The organism is Rheinheimera faecalis (genome assembly GCF_021290965.1).
Taxonomy (GTDB): Bacteria; Pseudomonadota; Gammaproteobacteria; order Enterobacterales; family Alteromonadaceae; genus Pararheinheimera; species Pararheinheimera faecalis.
Genome location: NZ_JAJOYT010000001.1, coordinates 245,457 through 265,193, shown reverse-complemented (window position 1 = coordinate 265,193; position 19,737 = coordinate 245,457). Strand labels below are relative to the sequence as shown.

24 protein-coding genes are annotated in these 19,737 nt (G+C 46.6%); 16 read left to right on the top strand and 8 right to left on the bottom strand.

Annotated elements, in window-relative coordinates; translation table 11 throughout:
* Positions 1 to 29 precede the first annotated feature (29 nt).
* The 5 genes from LSG34_RS01220 to LSG34_RS01200 all read right to left on the bottom strand — a co-directional run bounded on the left by LSG34_RS01220 (position 30) and on the right by LSG34_RS01200 (position 2,929).
* Entirely contained in the window at positions 30 to 680 is a 651-nt protein-coding gene (locus LSG34_RS01220) for a BON domain-containing protein (protein WP_233007004.1), read from the bottom strand.
* Between the two features lie 81 nt (positions 681 to 761).
* Positions 762 to 1,181, bottom strand: a complete 420-nt coding sequence (locus tag LSG34_RS01215) for a ferritin-like domain-containing protein (protein WP_233007003.1) — start codon at positions 1,179 to 1,181, stop codon at positions 762 to 764.
* A gap of 147 nt (positions 1,182 to 1,328) precedes the next feature.
* Positions 1,329 to 1,622, bottom strand: a complete 294-nt coding sequence (locus tag LSG34_RS01210; RefSeq protein WP_233007002.1) for a hypothetical protein — start codon at positions 1,620 to 1,622, stop codon at positions 1,329 to 1,331.
* 21 nt (positions 1,623 to 1,643) lie between these two features.
* Positions 1,644 to 2,513, bottom strand: a complete 870-nt coding sequence (locus tag LSG34_RS01205; RefSeq protein ID WP_233007001.1) for an OmpA family protein — start codon at positions 2,511 to 2,513, stop codon at positions 1,644 to 1,646.
* Entirely contained in the window at positions 2,510 to 2,929 is a 420-nt protein-coding gene (locus tag LSG34_RS01200) for a DUF4398 domain-containing protein (RefSeq protein ID WP_233007000.1), read from the bottom strand. The genes LSG34_RS01205 and LSG34_RS01200 overlap by 4 nt, the downstream gene beginning before the upstream one ends.
* Before the next feature lie 324 nt (positions 2,930 to 3,253).
* Between LSG34_RS01200 and LSG34_RS01195 the strand changes: the two genes are divergently transcribed.
* From LSG34_RS01195 to LSG34_RS01180, 4 genes are all read left to right on the top strand, one after another.
* The gene (locus LSG34_RS01195; RefSeq protein ID WP_233006999.1) at positions 3,254 to 3,604 is read left to right on the top strand and encodes a DUF883 family protein; all 351 of its coding nucleotides are present in this window, start codon (positions 3,254 to 3,256) and stop codon (positions 3,602 to 3,604) included.
* Between the two features lie 49 nt (positions 3,605 to 3,653).
* A complete protein-coding gene (locus tag LSG34_RS01190; RefSeq protein ID WP_233006998.1) occupies positions 3,654 to 4,076 on the top strand; it encodes a phage holin family protein in 423 nt (140 codons plus the stop codon).
* Complete coding sequence (locus LSG34_RS01185) at positions 4,073 to 4,366, top strand: hypothetical protein (protein WP_233006997.1); 294 nt, start codon at positions 4,073 to 4,075, stop codon at positions 4,364 to 4,366. Before LSG34_RS01190 ends, LSG34_RS01185 begins: the two co-directional genes overlap by 4 nt.
* 144 nt (positions 4,367 to 4,510) lie before the next feature.
* Positions 4,511 to 5,239: a Crp/Fnr family transcriptional regulator gene (locus tag LSG34_RS01180; protein WP_233006996.1), complete on the top strand. Its 729-nt coding sequence runs from the start codon at positions 4,511 to 4,513 to the stop codon at positions 5,237 to 5,239.
* Positions 5,240 to 5,448: 209 nt separating this feature from the next.
* Here the strand turns inward: LSG34_RS01180 and LSG34_RS01175 are convergent, their stop codons facing one another.
* Entirely contained in the window at positions 5,449 to 5,964 is a 516-nt protein-coding gene (locus LSG34_RS01175) for a DUF4142 domain-containing protein (RefSeq protein ID WP_233006995.1), read from the bottom strand.
* A gap of 559 nt (positions 5,965 to 6,523) precedes the next feature.
* On the opposite strand from LSG34_RS01175, the gene LSG34_RS01170 reads away from it, so the two are divergent.
* The 10 genes from LSG34_RS01170 (at position 6,524) to dacB (ending at position 13,864) form a co-directional block, all read left to right on the top strand.
* Entirely contained in the window at positions 6,524 to 7,255 is a 732-nt protein-coding gene (locus LSG34_RS01170) for a Crp/Fnr family transcriptional regulator (RefSeq protein WP_233006994.1), read from the top strand.
* A gap of 93 nt (positions 7,256 to 7,348) precedes the next feature.
* Entirely contained in the window at positions 7,349 to 7,765 is a 417-nt protein-coding gene (locus LSG34_RS01165) for a PRC-barrel domain-containing protein (protein ID WP_233006993.1), read from the top strand.
* 138 nt (positions 7,766 to 7,903) lie between these two features.
* The gene (locus tag LSG34_RS01160) at positions 7,904 to 8,050 is read left to right on the top strand and encodes a lmo0937 family membrane protein (RefSeq protein WP_152342847.1); all 147 of its coding nucleotides are present in this window, start codon (positions 7,904 to 7,906) and stop codon (positions 8,048 to 8,050) included.
* 14 nt (positions 8,051 to 8,064) lie between these two features.
* Entirely contained in the window at positions 8,065 to 8,283 is a 219-nt protein-coding gene (locus LSG34_RS01155; protein WP_233006992.1) for a hypothetical protein, read from the top strand.
* A gap of 51 nt (positions 8,284 to 8,334) precedes the next feature.
* Positions 8,335 to 8,646 (top strand): BON domain-containing protein, encoded by a 312-nt coding sequence (locus LSG34_RS01150; RefSeq protein WP_233006991.1) that lies wholly within the window; start codon positions 8,335 to 8,337, stop codon positions 8,644 to 8,646.
* 122 nt (positions 8,647 to 8,768) lie between these two features.
* Positions 8,769 to 9,128 carry a hypothetical protein gene (locus LSG34_RS01145; RefSeq protein WP_233006990.1) on the top strand — a complete coding sequence of 120 codons (360 nt, stop codon included), beginning with the start codon at positions 8,769 to 8,771 and terminating at the stop codon, positions 9,126 to 9,128.
* 19 nt (positions 9,129 to 9,147) lie between these two features.
* Complete coding sequence (locus LSG34_RS01140) at positions 9,148 to 9,960, top strand: BON domain-containing protein (protein ID WP_233006989.1); 813 nt, start codon at positions 9,148 to 9,150, stop codon at positions 9,958 to 9,960.
* Positions 9,961 to 10,236: 276 nt separating this feature from the next.
* Positions 10,237 to 11,631, top strand: coding sequence for a Na+/H+ antiporter NhaC family protein (locus LSG34_RS01135; protein WP_233006988.1), 1,395 nt, complete (start codon positions 10,237 to 10,239; stop codon positions 11,629 to 11,631).
* Positions 11,628 to 12,386, top strand: coding sequence for a M15 family metallopeptidase (locus LSG34_RS01130; RefSeq protein WP_233006987.1), 759 nt, complete (start codon positions 11,628 to 11,630; stop codon positions 12,384 to 12,386). Before LSG34_RS01135 ends, LSG34_RS01130 begins: the two co-directional genes overlap by 4 nt.
* An 11-nt stretch (positions 12,387 to 12,397) precedes the next feature.
* On the top strand, positions 12,398 to 13,864 hold the full coding sequence (gene dacB, locus LSG34_RS01125) for a D-alanyl-D-alanine carboxypeptidase/D-alanyl-D-alanine endopeptidase (protein ID WP_233006986.1): 1,467 nt from the start codon (positions 12,398 to 12,400) through the stop codon (positions 13,862 to 13,864).
* Positions 13,865 to 13,929: 65 nt separating this feature from the next.
* Here dacB and LSG34_RS01120 read toward each other — a convergent pair whose 3' ends face one another.
* Positions 13,930 to 15,852 carry a methyl-accepting chemotaxis protein gene (locus LSG34_RS01120; RefSeq protein WP_233006985.1) on the bottom strand — a complete coding sequence of 641 codons (1,923 nt, stop codon included), beginning with the start codon at positions 15,850 to 15,852 and terminating at the stop codon, positions 13,930 to 13,932.
* A gap of 570 nt (positions 15,853 to 16,422) precedes the next feature.
* Here LSG34_RS01120 and LSG34_RS01115 point away from each other — a divergent pair.
* Both LSG34_RS01115 and LSG34_RS01110 read left to right on the top strand, forming a co-directional pair.
* The gene (locus LSG34_RS01115) at positions 16,423 to 18,012 is read left to right on the top strand and encodes a sodium:solute symporter (protein WP_233006984.1); all 1,590 of its coding nucleotides are present in this window, start codon (positions 16,423 to 16,425) and stop codon (positions 18,010 to 18,012) included.
* Positions 18,012 to 19,211 carry an exo-beta-N-acetylmuramidase NamZ family protein gene (locus LSG34_RS01110; RefSeq protein WP_233006983.1) on the top strand — a complete coding sequence of 400 codons (1,200 nt, stop codon included), beginning with the start codon at positions 18,012 to 18,014 and terminating at the stop codon, positions 19,209 to 19,211. Before LSG34_RS01115 ends, LSG34_RS01110 begins: the two co-directional genes overlap by 1 nt.
* 1 nt (position 19,212) lies before the next feature.
* Here the strand turns inward: LSG34_RS01110 and LSG34_RS01105 are convergent, their stop codons facing one another.
* Entirely contained in the window at positions 19,213 to 19,725 is a 513-nt protein-coding gene (locus LSG34_RS01105; RefSeq protein ID WP_233006982.1) for a GNAT family N-acetyltransferase, read from the bottom strand.
* Between the last annotated feature and the right edge of the window lie 12 nt (positions 19,726 to 19,737).

The following is a 19,737-nucleotide window of genomic DNA, read 5'->3' as shown; positions in this document are numbered from 1 at the left end:
AGTAAGGAAAAGAGCAGATAAAAGCGAGCTTACAACACGTATATATGATCGGTAATATGAGAGACTCCAGGTGTACTCCAAACAGACACCAGGGCCTTGTCGTGCTCAGCCCAACTGCTCACAGTGCCAGTCAGCACCACATCAGACTCAATGACTTCCACCTGAATAGCGGGTTCAACCCCCTGACTTTGCCTGGCCAAGGCTGTTTCTATATCTTTTTTTACTGTTCCAGCCACATTCTTCGGGGTTAAACGAATTTGATTGGTCACACCTCGCACACCCGCCAGATAACGCAAAGCCTGAGTTGCAGCACGGCGCTGATAATCAAAGGCCACTTCACCTGTTAAGTTAATCCATCCCATAGAGACAGTTAACTCAATGCCATGAGGCGGAATATGACTGGACCACTGCAAGACCGATTCAGCAACCCGTGTTAAGTCCGCATCCTGGTACACATGCTGATGAGGCAACGCCACCACCAGTTGATTGTCCAACGACTGCACACCATAGACTCTGTGTACCGCACATTGCACATGCCAGAGTTCAGCCAATGAGGCCACTTTCCCCGATAAAGTCACTATGCCTCCATGCACCAAAACCTGCACCTTATCTGCATGCACAGCACTATCCCACTTTAGCTCTGCCTGAATGTCCTGTGTCAATTGTTGATCTGTTTTCATAGATTCCTTTCCTGTCGCTTCATTGAGCTTTTGCTCCATTAACTTGCGGTTATATATACTTGGCGTTACTTAATTACGACCTTAGTTGTGCTGCTCCGGCAGTCCCCATAACAGGCTGGCCAGTTCATCCGCGTGTTCTTCTTCGGTTTGCAGAATGTTTTGGATCAGTGCACTACTGGTCGGGTCGTCATCACCGATAAATAACAGCAGCTCTTTGTAATGATCGATAGCGACCCGCTCTTCAATCAGATTTTCTTTAATCATTTCATACAAATTCTGAGCAGTACCAAACACCGACTGACCTCGCTCTATCACTCCCTGCGGTGAAAAATCGGGCTCGCCTCCCAGTTGAACTATGCGGGCAGCCAACCAATCCACATGCAGTAACTCTTCGTTTGAGTGTTCCAGAAATTCAGCAGCTACTGTATTGGCATGGATACCTTTGGCTAAAAAGTAGTGACTGCGATAACGCAGCACCCGCCTCAACATGCTTTCTGGCATGCTGGCGCAGTAATTTATGATCGGTAATTAGCGTACTCATCAAAGACTTCCTTATACTTTGTAGCATTCATTAGGCGCTGCTAACTTACGATGCAGTACAAAAATTCAGCTGTTCGTGCGATAACGCACATAGATAGATGAAAGTATTTAACTTATATCCTGGCCGCTGCCTGACTGAATCGCAGAGGGGCACAACTCACAGCTTTCTTTAAATCGACTGATTTGATGATCAGCCTGCTCCCGTGATAAATCATAATGTTCCTGCAATAAACGGCTAAGTCGGTGAGGCATTCCTTGTGATTGCAGCAATTGTTCTCTGGATAATTTATTCCAGCACTGCTGCGCCTCATCCAGGTGTCTTAGCCAGAATTGTTCTTGCGCAATCCGATCGCCGGCAGCGGATGTCGCTGCCTGGCTTTTTTGTTTGGTTGCAGTTTTCATCAAAACGCTCCCATTGCCTTGTTACGGGCTTGTTGGTGCAGAAGCAGTATTAGCGATAATGACTTCTACCCTGCGGTTTTGTTGACGGCTGGTGGCTGAATCATTGTCAGTGACAGGTGAGTTCTCGCCCAGTCCTGCAGCGCTTAAACGGTCCGATGCAATCCCCTGAGCTTCCAGATAACGTCGTACTGAATTAGCCCGGCGTTCTGACAAACCCTGATTTGAATCTGAACTGCCAACGCTATCGGTATGACCTTCAATCTGAACCTTGCGGTCCTGATAACGATTTAAAAAGGCAGAAAGCTTCGACAAATTATTCAACGAACCTTCTTTAAGTTCAGCACGGCCTGTGTCAAACAGCACATCCCCTAAAGTCACGACCCAACCTCTTTCAGTTTCTTTGGCATTCAGTTCTGCGATTTGTTGCTGTAATTCCAGAGCCTGCTGTTTGGCAAGTTCTGATTCAGCTTCGGCAGCCGTTGCATCTTGTCTGGCTAATTTAGCGTCATAACGTGCTGAATCAGCTTCCTGAGTTCTGGAGTCCAAACGGGCATCCGCCTGTTGTGCGCCCAGCGTTTTGTATTGCTCATCCAGGTAACTGGTTTGGGCCACTGCTTTTGCAATTTCAACTTTTTTATCCGCCAGTTTCACTCTGTAGCTGGCAAGAGCCAAATCTTTGGTCGGTTGTTCTGCTGCCAATACTGCAGCTTCAGCTTGTTGCACTGGCAACACAGCTCTGTTGCTTAAGTTAGGATCGGCTTGCAATGCAGTCAGTTTTTGTCGTACCGCATAGGAGCCGTCTGGTTTAACAACGGCTGAGCTACAGGCGCTTAACGTCATTACACCAGCCACCAGCACTAGTATCGGGGTTGTACCTGCTAAATTTCTCATTGCATTTGTCCTGTTTTACGTTGCATTTCCTGCTTTAATACATCGATATTTTTTTGCATATCATCAATCACAGCACGGACTTTTCCTTCTCCGGCACGGGCAGACGCCAGCTCAGCACCAGCCTGAGATAACTCGGCATAACGACGTGCAGCCAACATGTCTTCTTTTTGAACCGCTGCGCGGGCTGAAACTAAATCCGCTCGGGCTTCTAATAACTCTGGTAACGCATAATCACTTGCAGTGATGCGTTCGGCTGCAGCAATAGCTTGTTCCGCCGCCTGGATTTGGCTCACAGGAGCTTCTGGCGCCGAAGCACAAGATGCCAGCAAAGCACTTAGGCTTAACAGCAACAGGGTTTTGCGGATCTGTGGGTACCGGTTCGACAGACAGGTGGGCAGATAGGTAGATATATACATGGTAACTCCCTGATCAATAATCAAAAAAACAACAACAAACAGCAGAACCCTTGCCGGAACTCAGCCAATACGAGTCTGCCTGTTGTTGCATACTGAACCCTCCGATCAAAGTGTTCGGTGCGCTGGCGCTCATATAGAATTCTTACTTCTCCTGTAAAAAAGACAAAATAAAAAGTTTAAAACAAAGTTAATTAGCTACTTTGTGCTTTGACCCACATACAAGGCTGTTTAGGTGCTATAGTCTGGCCCTTCACTCTGAGCAAAAGGATTTGAAGGTCAGATTTTTCAAGGAACAGATTGCCACCCACATAAAAGGATGTACTTATGCCAACTCGTACCGATGGCGCAGCTCCAAACTCAAGTCAGAGCGGCCCGGCTTTAACAGATGAATTCCATAATTTCATTGCCGATATCGAAGACTTACTGAAAACCACCACTTCATTAACAGGAGCGGAGTTTGAGCAGGCTAAGAAAAAGCTGACTGAACGTGTCGCTACAGCCAAAGCATCAGTGGAAGATATAGGCCACAACTTTGCGGCCAAAGCACGTCATTCTGCTGAAGTAACAGACCGTTATGTGCATCAGCAACCATGGCAGTCTATTGCTGCCTGTGCAGCAGTCAGCTTCGTGCTGGGTGTGTTTGTTGCCCGTTGCAGCGGTTCAGGTTCCAAGTAATACGATGTCTACCGACCCTTTGAGGTCGGTTTTTTTGAATGGAGTTCGCATGTCGACACCTGAAATGGAAAATGCCACTACAGGCTCTGTAGGTTTTGATCCTGCCCGTTGGTTATGGTTGCTCGACAGAGCAAGTCCGCAACTGATGACTCAACTGGGTTTACATGGTCAATTGCTACATTTGGAATGGCAACAGGAAAAACGCCGTTTGCAATGGATTATGCTCTGCGGTGTATTGAGTATCAGTTTTGTGTTTCTGGCATTCTTGTTTGCAGGTTTTGCAGTGCTTTATCTGAATCGAAATAATGAAAGTTTTACCTTCTTCATCTGGACTTTACCTGTAGTCTTCACTTTTTTAGCACTGGCCTGCTTTTTTCTGATCCAACGCTTAGGCAAAAAAGGTCAAAGTGCCTTTAGCGGGAGTTTCCAGGAGTTTATAACAGATATGAAACTACTAAGGCGCCAGGTATGAATACAGAGAAACCTCTACCCTTACCAGTTCAGATCCTGCTATTGCGGCAGAAAATGGCACAACAACGTCATCTGATCCAGCAGCAGCTAGGACCACAGCAGCAACAAGATAACGACCAGTTTCCACGCAGTTTGGGTATGAAATTGCTGCAACAGCAGTTGTCAGGCGGGGCGCCTTGGCTGATGATGTTAAAAAACAAACTTCATGGCAAAGAATCAGCTTTACTCTGGTCTGTGGCTTTAACTTTGGGCCAACACTGGTTACAAAAAAAGACCAAAGCCCAGGAATAAAAAAGCACTAAAGCAATGAATTAGAAAGCAATAATTACAAGAATAACTCTATGTTCGACGGCGTACAGACTTCAGGGTAGTAATAGCTGATGCTGATGCTGATGCTGATCGGTGTCGATCGCAAATCTATACATGGAGTTTTAGATGCCTCAAACAAAAGGCCCAAAACAAAATCGTCTGCTCGCTATACTGCCCGCCGATGTTCAGGAAAGATTACTTCCTCACATGGAATTAATTGAGTTACCTCTAGGCAAAGTCTTGTATGAATCCGGCGATACGCTACGTTATGTTTACTTCCCCACCAATTCAATTGTCTCATTGTTGTATGTGATGGAAAGTGGCGCTTCTGCAGAAATCTCCGTTGTAGGCAATGAGGGATTAATAGGAGTCGCTCTTTTTATGGGCGGCGAAAGCACCACCAGCAGAGCCATAGTGCAAAGCGCAGGTCAGGCCTACCGCTTATTAGGTCAGCGTTTAAAGGACGAATTTAATCGCCATGGCGCTTTGTTGCACACTTTGCTGCGTTACACCCAGGCCCTGATCACCCAAATGGCACAAACTGCGGTCTGTAATCGCCACCATTCGATTGATCAACAACTTTGCCGCTGGTTGTTGTTATCGCTCGACCGGCTCGAAGGCAACGAACTGGTGATGACCCAGGAGCTGATAGCGAACATGCTGGGCGTACGACGGGAAGGAGTGACAGATGCCGCCGGTCGTTTACAACGCTTGGGAGTAATCGAATACCACAGAGGTCATATTCAGGTACTCAACCGCGCTAAACTTGAGAACTTAAGCTGTGAATGTTACGCCGTAGTGCGCAAAGAGTCTGACCGTTTACTGCCCTGGTCTAAAAATACCGCCAAAGTATAAGTTTGTACCGCCAGATCACTGCATCAGTTGGCTGTTTCTACTGCTGTTGTGGTCCGATTTTTCTTTATCCCCTTCCCTATGTTCCTGACATCAATGCCCTTAAAAAGCCTCTTGTTATATGCGAATACATGGGCCTGGGAAGTTGGTTATTTCTAATAGGCTAAAAGTTGCCTGCCGGTAAAATTCACCACCGGCAGACATAGGAAAACTTATTCCTTGTCGTGCGTCACAGCCAGCTCTTTTGCCATTTTTAAATGCTGCTTCAGTGCAGGTAAGGTTTTATTTGCGAAGGCTGCAATCTCGACATCATCAGAAATAGAAGCCCGTTGGAATAATTCAATAGTGTCTTCGTGCGCCGAAACCTGATTTTTGGCATAAGCTTCATCAAAGGATTCGCCATCACGTTGTTCCAACATGAATTTCTTGGCTTTGTTGGCTAGCTCCGCTTCATCAGATACTTCGAGATTTTTCCGGCTGGCGATGCTGGCAAGTTCCGCGTTGGCAGCTGAATGATCAGCAACCATTTTTTGTGCGAAAGCTTTGATATCAGCAGAGGTAGATTTCTGCTGCGCCATTTTGGCGCCTTCGACTTCCGCAATGCCTTTTGCTGAAACTTCCTCAACAAAGTCATCTGCATCGATTTTGTCTGCTGCAAAAGCCAAACCTGATACGGTGCCAAACAAACAGACCAAAGCGCCAGTGGATAGAATTTTCTTCATGTTCATTAGTGCATACCTCTTTTAATTGATGGTGAGTTAAGGCAGATAAATCAATAAAAGGGTTACCTACCCTAAGCCCATCCTGGCGAATAAAAACTGGCTATTCGGTCTGGTATCCAACATAAACCGGAAAAAGTGGATCTCGCCTTGATGACGTGGTTTGACGCAAAGTCAGTATGTCGAAAAACATCAGTCTGAATTTTTAGCTGTTCTTTTTTCCTGCTGCTTTAATGCCCGCTTTAACCTGTCTCGAAGTTTTCGCAGATAAGAGGGCTTTAAACACAAGTCATTTTTCTCAGTCAGATCTGCGGTTGCCGGAACAGGCTTCGCATCTGGAGCCTTTGTCATAGCTGAGTCCTTTTTGCATTCCCCAGCCCCATGCTTTTCCTTTTTAGATCGGTTTTCATCCTCTGGTCCTGACGGCTAAAAATTCAACCTAGCAAAACATCTCAATGCTGCTCTGTGCGTCATCACTCCAAGCAGATAGTTTGGTGCTGTGCCGAACAGAAATCTCTAACACAATCAAACAAACTGTTTTTTATCTTTTCTGATAAAGGCCCATCTGATGCACACAGACCCACCGCAAAACAAACTTTTGCAACAACTGTCTGACGAAGAGCAACAAGCTGTCATGCGCCACGGCAAAACGATCGAAATGCACTTTGGCCAGGTGTTGTGTGAAGAAGGTAAAAACTGTGGTTTTGTCTATTTACCTTTGTCTGGTTACATTTCAATTTTAACCTCAGTGCAACAGAACCAGCGCTTAGAAGTAGGTCTGATCGGTAACGAAGGCATATTAGGGGCTTTAGTCTCTATTGGCGTAGAGACCTCTCCGGTTCAGGCCATAGTGCAGGGCCACGGCCTGGCGTTGCAAATAGAACATCAGGCTTTTAACGCTGAACTAAAACGTTGTGTAAAGCTGCAGCAAATCCTGCAACAGTACCTGGCTTTTTATGTCGTTCAGCTCACCCGCTTAGTCTGCTGCAATCATTACCATGAAACTGAACCGCGTTTAGCGCGCTGGTTGTTGATGACTCACGACAGAGCCGGAGGGGATCAATTTTTTCTGACTCACCAGTATTTAGCTTTTATGTTAGGAGTCCGGCGCAGCAGTGTGACCGAGGCTGCGGGTTCTTTACTGGAGAAAAAGATCATCGACTACCACAGAGGCCAAATCCATATTTTAAACCGCCCTGCGCTGGAAAAAGCCAGCTGTAGTTGTTATCGCACTTTACTCGACAAACAACCACAGTTCCTGCCTGGATCTTTCCATCAAGATGTCGCCTGTGTTCGTTGACGAACTGAACCTTGCGGCCGAACGGGCCAGACTCATGGTCCGGTATCGTGCCGCTGCGCCGGCAGCTCAGGCGAAAGCCTCAAGGAGTTATCCATGAATTACAACGATAAAGACCAGTATGGCATTTATAAAAACAGTAGCATGCACGCGAACGGCAATATGGGTCCGGGCCCAGGCCTGATGGGCGCTGAAACACTGCTCGGTAATGATGTCTATAACCATCGTGATGAAAAAATCGGTGATATCAAAGAAATTATGTTGGACATGAGCGGCGGCAAAATCAGTTATGCCGTATTGTCTTTTGGATCATTTTTAGGCATGGGCGAAAAATTATTTGCAGTGCCATGGAATGCACTGATCCTGGACACAGAAAACAAACGTTTTACGCTGGATATTGAAAAAGACCGCTTAGAAAACGCTCCAGGCTTTGATAAAGACAACTGGCCCGATATGGCTGACAGCACTTGGCGTGAATTGATCCACAGCTATTACAGCAACAAAACGCTCTGATAACACACTCTGATTAAATAATAAGGCCAAGCCCTGAACTCTGTTTCAGGGCTTTTTATTTATAAGTACGCTAACGCACAGACCGCCCATCGCAGCGGGCTCAAAGTGGGATCTTTCATCCATCTTTGGAGTACCCCTATGTTAGAAACTATTGTCGCAATCCTCGTGATCTTATGGCTCCTCGGTATGGTGTCATCCTACTCGTTAGGCGGCGCGCTGCACTTGTTACTGGTCGTTGCGCTGGTGATTATCGTGCTGCGTGTACTGCAAAGACGCAGGCTCTGATTAAGGGGCCTCTGATGAAACTAATGAGAATACTGGCGGTGGTATTGATCCTGCTGGGCATTTCTTCGTTGTTTTACCATAGCTTTAGTTACACCACGAGCCGCCAGACTGCAGAAATTGGTTCACTCGAACTGTCAGTTAAAGAAACAGAGCAATTTAGTGTACCAGCCTGGCTAGGCTGGATGCTGATTGCTTCGGGCTGTTGCTTATTATTAATCCCCCGCCGCTCATGAGTCAGGCCCATTCCGGCGCCTGTACAGAGCTGCATTTATCGGAGAATACTTATGACCATTAAACCATTAGTGCTGGCTACATTGCTGGCCGTTGCTGCGGTATCAAGCATCGGTTGTGCCTCAACCCGTACCGCTGAAGGCACAGGCGAATATGTCGACGATACGGTGATCACTGCAAAAGTAAAATCGGCATTTTTGGGCGAAAAAGGCTTAAAAGTAGCAGAGATTAACGTTGAAACCTTTAAAGGCGTTGTGCAATTAAGCGGCTTTATTGAGTCACGTGCTGACGCAGACAGAGCTATTGGCCTGGCTCGCGCCGTGTCTGGTGTAACATCAGTTAAAGATGATATGCGCATTAAATAACCCTTTTCCAGTTTAGCGCGGCAACGCACTGAACTGACCATTGAATCGCTCTACTTTAGTTATGCGTCATCCCCTGCATGGTTTGCACTTCCGCAAAACCATGCAGGTCAAGGAGAATACTAATGACTACATCTAAAGAGAAAACATCTAAAATCAGCCCTATAGTGGGTGGCACACCTATCTCAACGACTACAACAAAAGATGCAAAAGATTCAAAAACGTCCAAAGCATCTAAATCGGCGACCCCACAACAGAGCAGCAGCAAAGGTGCACCAGCTAAGGCACCAATGAAGACATCAGACGATGCATGGCAAAAACGTATTGGTGCTGCACACAAAGTATGGAGCAAGTTGTCAGAAAGCGATCTGAAGAAGTCTGCAGGTGAACCGGCAAAATTATCCGAACTGGTGCAGACACGTTATTCCATTAGCCGCTCCGATGCCGACAAGCAAGTGAAAAACTTTATCGACAATCGCAGCTAATTCAGCAAGGGAGAGCACCATGAAATTGATGAAGAAAAAATATCCAGCGGTGTTGGCACTGATAGTAAGTAGTTTGTCTGTCCCAGCCATGGCACAGGACGCTAAAAGTAGTCAGGGCGTAAAAGATGCCCGTCTGGAAAGCCAGATCCTGACGACCTATCAGCTCAGCCCTTATCTGCGTCACGATGACATTACAGTCACTGTCGAAGGTGATAAAGCCACTATCAGTGGTCGGGTGGAAAGTGACGCTAACAAAGAGTTGGCTACCGAAATTGCTGAAGGTGTAAAAGGCATCAGCAAAGTCGACAACACCATGATCACCGAAGATAACTACAAAAAACCGGCGCGCTCAACTGAGTCCAGTTATGCCGAGATCATCGACGATGCCAGTATTACGGCAGCCGTGAAATCTAAATTGACCTGGAGCCGTTATGTCGACGGTAGTACGACTAAAGTCACCACCAAAAAAGGCATGGTGACCTTAACAGGCACAGCCGAAAACAAAGCAGCGGTAGATCTGGCTGAAAACCTGGCCATGACCACAAGGGGTGTAATGTCAGTTGACAATAAGCTGACTGTGCTGGCAAATCCGGATAAAAAATCCAAGCCAGGCACTGCAATGGCGGACGGTTGGATCACCACCAAAGTGAAATCCACCTTTATGTATTCAAACAATGTCGACAGTTCTGATATTGCGGTCAATACCAACAAAGGTGTGGTAACACTTAATGGTCTGGTCGACAGTGGCTCAGAAAAAGCACTGGCCGTACAACTGGCAGAGAATGTCAAAGGTGTGCAAAGCGTCGACGCTGGTGGTTTAACCTTTAAATAAACCAGCTTTTACCACAAGTTTTGTGAACACAGCTGTGGAGATAGCCCAAACCAACAGCTGTGCTTACAGCGAATTAGCTAGTGCACTCTGCATGCATTAGCTAATTTTTTTTGCCTTTTAATCCGCTATAGCCTTTTAGGCGCTGCACAGCGTCAAATTCTGAATGAAAATCAGCCAACTAACTAAATAAAAAGGCCAACGCAACTGGAAAGGCACAGCTAATTGCTGCAGTATAAACAGCATCAATTGCTCCATTTCATAGTTAGGGAAGTTCCAGTGCCCGATAGTTTAAGTTTGTTACCTGCCATTCTGGCCATAGCCGTCGTTATTTGGCGTAAAGAAGTGGTACTGGCGCTTATTTTAGCCGTCGCCTGTGCTGAAGTTTTATTGTATTTAAAGCAGCCCGAGCTAAGTGTATTTGGAGCCTTATTACATGGTCCTGTGCAAAGTTTAGAACGTATTATTTCGGTCACCTCTTCTGCCGATAACAGCAGGATTTTATTATTCTCCCTTTTGATAGGTGCACTGATGGCTTTTATGCGGGACTCAGGTGGCGTGTCCGCTATGGTCGACTGGTTTATCCGCAAAGGGGTAGCCCGCTCTAAACGTCAGGCCGGTTTTATCAGCTACGGCATAGGTATTCTGGTCTTTATAGAATCGAACCTGAGTGCGTTAACAGCGGGTATTGTGTCGCGCGGTTTGTACGATAAATTTAAGATGAGCCGTGCCCGTCTGGCCTACATAGTCGACAGTACCAGTGCTCCCATCTGTATCTTAATTTTACTCAATGGCTGGGGTGCTTATGTACTGGGGCTGTTGAGCACCTACAACCTGCCTGAATCCGCTGTCTCTGTATTAATTGGTACTATTCCGCTGAACTTTTATGCGTTGTTCACGCTGATAATGGTGTTCTACACCATCTACACAGATAAAGTGTATGGCCCGATGAAGCAGGCAGAAATTGAGCTGAATACAGTCGCAAGCCACAGTGATATTGATACACCACCAAGCAGTGTTTCACTGATGTTAGTGCCTTTACTGACCCTGATTGTGGGTATGGTTGGTTTTATGCTATGGACGGGCAACGGCAGCTTAGTCGAAGGATCAGGTGCCAAAGCGGCGCTTTATGCTACCACCATAGCTTGTGTTGTGGCTTATGGCCTGATGGCATGGAGTCGTCGTTTTAGTCATCAGCAACTGGTTACTATTGGTTTCAGAGGTATGGGTGAACTATTACCTTTAGTCAGTATTGTATTGTTGTCGCTGGCTTTAGGCAGCGCCATGAAAGACTTAGGTACAGGGGCTTATGTTGCCTCTTTTGTCAAAGAATCCACCCCACTGGTGCTTATTCCTGCATTACTTTTTATCGCTGGTGCCATCATCTCTTTTACCACGGGCACCTCCTGGGGCACTTTTGCTATTTTAATTCCTATTGGTATGCCACTGGTTGAAATGCTGGGATTACCACCTTCACTGATCCTGGCCGCTATTTTAAGTGGCGGTATTTGGGGTGATCACTGCTCTCCTATCTCAGATACGACAGTGGTTAGTGCCGTCGCTTCAGGCTGTGATTTGTTAGAGCATGTAAAAACTCAGCTGCCTTATGCGCTGTTTTGTGGTCTGTTAGCGCTGATTGCCTTTTTAATCAGTGGCTGGGTGATGATTGGATGAAAACACAAGCCTTACTGATGAGCTGTTTCTTAGTGCTGTCGTGCAGCAATACTGTGCAGCAGCAAAGTTCTGCGCCAGCAACCAAAACTGCTGCAGCACAGCTTGTAAAACCACAAGGTCCGGTTCGTATTGAGGCGAATAAACCCGTCGATATAGTCGATTTACGGACAGTGACAAGCAAAGTACAAATTAGCATGGCCTATGCCAGCAACAGCAATTTTACCGGCAAAGTAGTACCAGGGTATCAGGCGAACAGCTGCTATTTAGCGAAAAATGCAGCTGAAGCTCTGGCAAAAGTAGCACTGCAGACTGAACGTTTAGGCTATCGTCTGCAATTACTGGATTGCTACAGGCCTCAACGTGCATCCAATCACTTTATGCAGTGGGTTGCAGATAGTACCGATCAAAGCACTAAAAAAAGCTATTACCCAAATTTAGATAAAAGTGCTTTAAATCAAGGTTATATTGCTGCTCATTCAGGTCATAGCCGCGCGTCGACCCTGGATTTAACTTTGCTGCGAAAAGATGCAACGGGACAATGGCTCCCTGTTGATATGGGCGGCGCTTATGATTTATTTGACCCGGTTTCTCATTTAAACAGCACAACTATTACCGCACAGCAAAAAGCCAACCGTTTGTTACTGAAAGATTTAATGCAGCAACAGGGCTTTGTCCCTTACGAGCTGGAGTGGTGGCATTTTACGCTGCAAAACGAAACCTACCCAAACACTTATTTCGACTTTGTGGTGAACTAAAAGGAGCTGTCATGCACCCTCTTCGCCAGCTTCCATCTGGCATAGCACTGCTATCGGCGTTACTGCTCTGTGCCTGCAGCAGCTCTGCAACCCAGCAGGTCAAGCAGCAAGAGCTACTAAATCGACTGTCTGAGCAACTACAACAAGCTCAACTGCAACCAAATGCCCTCGCCTTTGTAGCTTACCCACTTGATACGCCAACAGAACAACTAAGTTATCAGCCCACAAAAGCCATGCAGCCCGCTTCAACTATGAAACTGGTCACCAGTATTACGGCGCTGGAACAACTAGGTCCGGCTTACCGGGGTAGCACTCAGTTGCGAGCTTACGAACAGCCACAAAAGACGATGCAGCAGCCTTTGGTGTTAAAAGGCTATGGCGATATGGATTTTACAGTGCAGGAGCTTTGGTCTTTGCTGCAGCAGGCTTATGATCAGGGTATACGCCATGTACCAGCCATCCAGATTGACCGCAGCTGGTTTAATCCGGCCAGGCCTGAACTGACCGCTTTGCCTTTTGATGAAACGCCAAGGGAATACTACAACCTGCTGCCCGATGCTTTGTTTTTACAACGTAATATGTTGGGTATCCGCTTGCAGTCCACAACTGACCGCATCACAGGCCGGCTCTATCCCGCAGTACAAGGCCTGGAGTTGGTCACTGCTGAAGTTCGTCTTGTGGACGGCGGCTGTGCAAACTGGTATCCAGATCCAGAGCAATTAGCCTTTAAACGTCAGCCCCATAGTGTACAACTGGTATTAAAAGGAGACTTTCCTAAGAACTGCCAGAAAAGAGATTATTTACAGCTGATCAACAGAGTCGATTTCAGTCGTTTACTGGTGCAACAGCTATGGCAGCAAATTTCAGGGCAGCACCAGATCCCTGTGCTGGAACAAGGCGCAGCAGAAGCCACAGTGCTGCTGGCCGAACATCAAAGCCGTGCTTTGGCTGAAGTGTTGCGGGATATCAATAAAAGCTCTGACAATGCCATCACCCGCCAGTTGTATTTGGCCTTAGGGGCAACACAAACTGGTGCCGGAACTGAGCTGACGGCCTACACTTCAGAGCAACAGGTTCGCAGTTTCTTCAGCAATATCAAGCTGGATCACAGTAGCCTGACATTAGAAAACGGCTCTGGTTTGTCCCGCACTGAACGCATCAGCCCGGAGTTGATGGCTGCTTTGCTGCAACATGCTTACCAGGCTCACTATCAACCAGAACTTATCAGCAGCATGCCACTCGCAGGTGTGGATGGCACCTTAAAGCGCCGCTTCACACAGACACAAACCAAAGGCAAAGCCCGCTTAAAAACCGGCACTTTGCGTAATGTCACAGCCTTAGCCGGTTTTGTCACAGACCAAAGCGGTCGCATCTGGGTCGTCGCGAGTTTTATCAACGACCCCAAAGCAGGACGCGGCCGCGTGGTGCTGGATAGTTTGATTGAGTGGATCACAGAGCAGTCTGTGACTAATGAATAGAGCACAAAATCACAGTGATAAAAAAAGCAGGCCACAACCTGCTTCTTTAAGTCGCCTGTTGGCTTTTACACCTTAAACTTCGACAATACAGCGCTAAAATCCTCAGCTATACGCTTTAAACCCTGACTGGAGTCTTTTGTCGTAGCGCTGTGCACTGCATTTTGTTGTGCTGCAGAGTGAATGTGGTTAGTTTTTTGGCTCACACCATCTGCCACATCACGTTGTTCTGCTGCAGCTGTACTAATTTGGCTGTTCAGATGATTAATTTCTTCTATGGCCTGGAGTACTAAATCCATAGCGTTACTAGCCTCAGACGCTTTTACTTCGTTATCTTTTACAGTCGCCTGAGCAGTCGAGTTTAATGTCTGTACTTCGTTTACGCCTTGCTGCAACTGCTCAATCATACGTTTAATTTCGCCGGTCGAAGACTGAGTACGGCCAGCCAATAAACGCACTTCATCGGCAACCACGCTAAAACCACGGCCTTGCTCACCCGCTCTGGCGGCTTCAATGGCAGCATTTAACGCCAGCAGATTGGTTTGTTCCGCTATGGTGTTAATCACTTCTAATACCTTGCCTATTTCAGTACTTGAAGCCGATAAGCTTGCGATTGAACGCTGAGACTGCTGTGAGTCCAATAACTGCTGCGCGGCATTTTTGACGGACGCTTCCAGAGTTTTCATCGCGCCCTGAGTCAAACGCGAGGCCTCAACACTGGCCTGCTCCGCCTGCTCTGCATTGTGAGCCACCACAGAAGCTGTAGTCGCCAACTCATGAACAGAAGAAGCCGTGACTTCTAAATCACAGGTTTGCTTGACGACTTCAGCACTGGACTCTTCCGCCACATGAGCCAGCTCCACTGAAGCTTGCACCAGACCATGAGTCATAGAGCGCAGCTCCACTATAGTTAATCGCAGTTGCTCAAGTAGCTGATCAAAACAGCGCGCCATTTCACCAAATTCATCAGTGCTGTAATTGGAAAAACGACGGGTTAAATCTCCCTCACCTTCGGTAATAGCTTTAATGGCTCTGATGGTATCGTTTACCCGGGTGACCACTATGCTATGAGTTAACCAGTAGACTACAAGCAATAAGATAGCGGCCCCCACTGCAATGGCCGCTGAACGTTTAATCACATTGCTCCGTACTTCGCCACTAAGTTCATCGTTAGAATACGCCGATACAATCTGATAACCCCAAGGTGTAAACTGTTCAGTCTGAATAGTCCAATCCGGGTTCTTCGTTTTCAAAATCTGCTCCAGTTCTTCTGCCTTGATATGGCTGGACTGAGCACGAATAGCACCGTTTCTGTCGAGTAAAGCCACAAAACCTGAAGTCAGTAAGCGGCTGGATGCCAGTAACTGTCTTAAAGCTTCTAAATCTGCCTTGTAACCCACATAACCTATACCTACCACTTCACCTTGGGCATTGGTTAGAGGTTCATAGCCTGTCACAAAAGGATTACCTAAAATATCCACTGAACCATAAAAAGCATTGCCTTGGCGTATCGCCGCCATAGCCGCACCTGTTGGCGCTAATAAAGTACCAGTGGCCCGTCCTGTGTCTGTAACCACGTTTGTCGATATACGCACAAAATCATCACCAGTGCGGCTAAAGATAGTTGCTGTACCACCCATAATGCTGGTCAGATCGTCCACCAACTGATATTTATTGCCCTGACCGACGCTTCCAAGCAATAAATCCGGCACTTGCTGTGAGCCGAAAGATAAAGTTTCGCCTTGCGATACAGGCCCAAGATCTGCAATGCGCTTGCGAAACAGCTTCATGCTGCTTTGCACTTGCTGGCTCAGCAGACTGTCGGTAATAGTTAAGATATTGGTAATTTCGCGGTTCAGACGGTCTTTATCTGTGTTAACTGAGCTTTCTATTTCCTGATATTTACTAAACGAAATCACCACTATGGAACCCAGCATCGCCAATAAAACCAAGCCGGTGAGTGTTAACATAAATTTGCGTTGTACCGACATAAAAATTCCTTAGTGGTTTTTAGCTACCTTAATCAAAAGCGACCTGGATCAAAGTATTGTGTAATAAAATAGTCTAGCCTGTAGATTTCTGTTTCACAGACAAACATTTTTCGAAAAAACGTCAGGGATAGACGCTTATAAAAAAGGCCAGTCGGTAAGACTGGCCTCGCAAACCCGATGGAAGAAAGGGTTCTGCTGTTTCAGGACATTCATTAAGAATGCGGGTATACACCCTATTTCCGTAACTAAAATCCATTTTGCTACGAAAAATTTAGTCCGGTCGCACCCGGACTAAAAGAATACAGAGCTGGTTGCCCTGCAGGAATTCCGTCAGTACCACTACATATTAGTAATAGTATCAGCAAAATGTTTCAATTTTACTAATGTAACCGTTTGCATCGCGACTCTATTATGCCAGAGTCTGGCTTGAAACAGAACGCCAATTGTTAATTTCGTATATTAATCGCACAAATTTTTAACTGGTATGCGCAGCTGGAATCAGTCCTTGCCAACAGATTTTGAATAAGCTTCAATGGCTGCTGAATCAATCCACTGGCCTTCAGAGAAACCATGACCTCCACTTTCCTTGCTTTAGACTGGCTGATGTTTGTTTTGTATTTTGTGCTGCTTGCCCTGACCGGCTGGTGGATCAATCGCACTGGAGCGAAAAACAGTCAGGAGTACTTTATTGGCAGCAACAGCATGCCCACCTGGCTGGCTGCAATTTCAGTTCTGGCGACAGCACAATCTGCTGCGACTTTTTTAGGCGGGCCTGATATTGGCTATCGTAGCAATCTGACTTACCTCGCCAGTAACATAGGTGCTTTAATGGCGGCCTTTTTTGTTGGTTATTTTCTGATCCCACGATTTTATCGCTACAAAGTCAGCACAGTGTATGAATTGCTTGAATTACGTTTTGGCAGCAGAGCGAAAAAACAGGCCGGCTTTATGTATTTGTTTGGCCGTATTTTTGCCAACGGTGCCAGGCTTTATATGGCAGCTATTGCAGTGTCGATGATTTTATTTACCGATATAGCTTTGCATCATGTCATTTGGTCTATCGCCCTACTTTGTCTGGTCTCCTTGCTGTATTCGATTTTTGGTGGCATTAAATCTGTGATTTATGGCGATGCTTTTCAGTGTTTTGTTTATGTCGGCGCCGCAGTATTGGTGCTGTTGTATTTGTGGAATTCAATTCCGGCCGACTTTTCAGCGGTATGGCAAGCTTTGGAGAATCCGCCTCACAACGCAGCCAGCAAACTAACCTTAATAGATACCAGCTGGGATTTCAGTTCGGCCGGAGCTTTTACGCTCTATTCCAGTGTCACCGGCTTGTTTTTGCTTTATATCGCCTCTTATGGTTTGGATCAGGATCTGACCCAACGGGCTTTAACCTGCAAAAATGCCCGTCAGGGTTCGTTGGCTATTATCTGGTCTGTCGTTTTAGTGGTACCTGTCACGCTGGTTTTTATGCTGATTGGTTTTTTGCTGTATATCTTTTACCAAAGGCCCGATCTGATGGCAGGTTCTGGCGCCGTTATGCAAAGTAGCCAGTTCAGCGGTGAAAATATCACTGTGTTTATGTATTACGTTTTGCATGAAATGCCCGCTGGTTTGCGTGGTTTAGTCACAGTAGGCGTAATAGCTGCAGCAGTCTCTACTCTGACGTCCGGCTTAAACTCTATGGCTTCGGTAATTATTCAGGACTTGTATAAGCCCTGGCAGCAACAACGACATACTAAAACAGAGCAGCATTATGTGAGAGCTGCACGCATTTCTATGCTGTTCTGCGCCATAGCTTTAGCTTTGATGGCGCTACTGTGTTTTTACTGGCAGCAAAGCAGCGATATGCCACTTTTGACCTTTGCTTTGGGTGTGATGGTATTTAGTTACAGCGGTTTACTTGGGGTCTATGCCAGCGCGCTCTTTAGCCAGCGTGGCAGTCCTGCCTCAGTACTCGCGGCGTTAATAGGTGGCTTTATTATCACGCTGCTGATGCAACCTTATTTGCAAACTTACTATTTACCAACAGACTGGCAGTTTGATTTAGCCTTTAGCTGGCAATTGTGTATAGGTTTTGCCTGCTCTTTTGTGATTTGTCAGCTGGGGAAAAGCAGTGATGCTGTGGCGCAGACAGAACTTAATGGAGTACCAGCCTGATGCGTTATTTAATACTGCTACTTTGTTTTGCAGCAACACCTTGTTTTGCTGAGGCGAAAGAGCTACAAACAGGCGCCCAGCAGTTAGTCACTCAGCCTGATATCTCCCCTGTTGAGCTAAAAGCAAAGCAAATAGCTCTGGTAGTCAATCAAAGCTCGATTGTGGGCGATACTCATCTGCTGGAGCTGTTGCTGCAACAAGACCTTGCCGTCAAAACGGTATTCTCGCCTGAACATGGTTTTCGTGGCACCGCCGATGCCGGCGCAAAAGTGGACAACAGCATAGATCCACAGACTGGTGTCGCAGTGCTGTCTTTGTATGGTAAAAACAAAAAACCAACGGCTGAAACACTGAAAGATATCGACCTGCTGATTTTTGATTTGCAGGATGTTGGCGTACGTTATTACACCTATTTATCCACTTTGCATTATGTAATGGAAGCAGCTGCAGAGCAGAATATCCCATTGTTGGTATTAGACAGACCCAACCCCAACGGCGCTTATGTTGACGGCCCAGTGCTTGATAAAGACTATCAGTCTTTTGTTGGCTTGCACCCTATCCCACTTTTACATGGCATGACGCTGGGCGAGCTGGCGTTGATGATCAAAGGTGAAGGCTGGATCAATAAGGCTGAGCAATTAAAGCTCTATGTGTTGCCGGTGAAAAACTATCAGCGGGATATGCCTTACGACTTGCCCGTGCGGCCAAGTCCGAATCTACCCAATGCTCAGGCTGTGGCTTTGTATCCATCATTAGGATTTTTTGAAGCCACGCCTTTAAGTATCGGCCGTGGCACTGACTTTCCGTTTCAGGTGCTGGGTTATACCAATCCACCTTTAGGTAACTTTGCCTTTAGTCCTGTCGCCAAAGCTGGCGCTGCACTAAACCCACCACTGAAAAATCAGTTGGTTTTGGGGCTGGATTTACGCAGCGTAAAAGCAGGAGGTCTGGATTTGAGTTATTTAATTCAGGCTCAGAGACTTTTTGCTAAACATCAGTTGAAGTTGTTTAACTCACCGGACTTTATGGACAAACTCTCTGGCAGCCATAAGCTCAGGCAACAGATAGAACAAGGCTGGAGCGAAGCACAAATTCACCAGAGCTGGCAGAGTGAGTTAATCAAGTTCAGACAACAACGCCAGCCTTATTTGCTGTATCCGAATCATCCTGCAGAGCAGGAAACAGTTACGCCGAAATGAATCAAGCTGGGAACAGCTCCGCCATTTGCGTTAAAGTAGCGCCAGTCACCCTGTTAATGCGCCAGTCGTGCAGCATCACAGCACCTAAAGACTGATAGAAGTCGATAGCAGGCTGATTCCAGTCCAAAACAGACCATTCCAGACGGCCACAATCACGTTCTACCGCCAGCTTCGCCAGATAAGTGATCAACGCCTTACCAACACCCACACCACGGCAAGCAGGCTCAACAAATAAGTCTTCCAGATAAATTCCTGGTTTGGCTAAAAAGGTAGAATAGTTATGGAAAAACAGCGCAAAACCTACGTCCTTGCCCTGGTAATTCGCCAGCACCACTTCAGCATAAGGACTGTCAGCAAATAAGGTATCGCGCAGCTTTTGTTCAGTCGCTACCACCTGATCCGACAGCTTTTCATAGTCGGCCAGTTGCTGAATAAAACTTAAAATAGTGGGTACATCAGCTTCTGTCGCTAAACGCAGTTCAAGGCCATCGATACGGGTTGAAATAATGCTCATCAGAACTCCTTA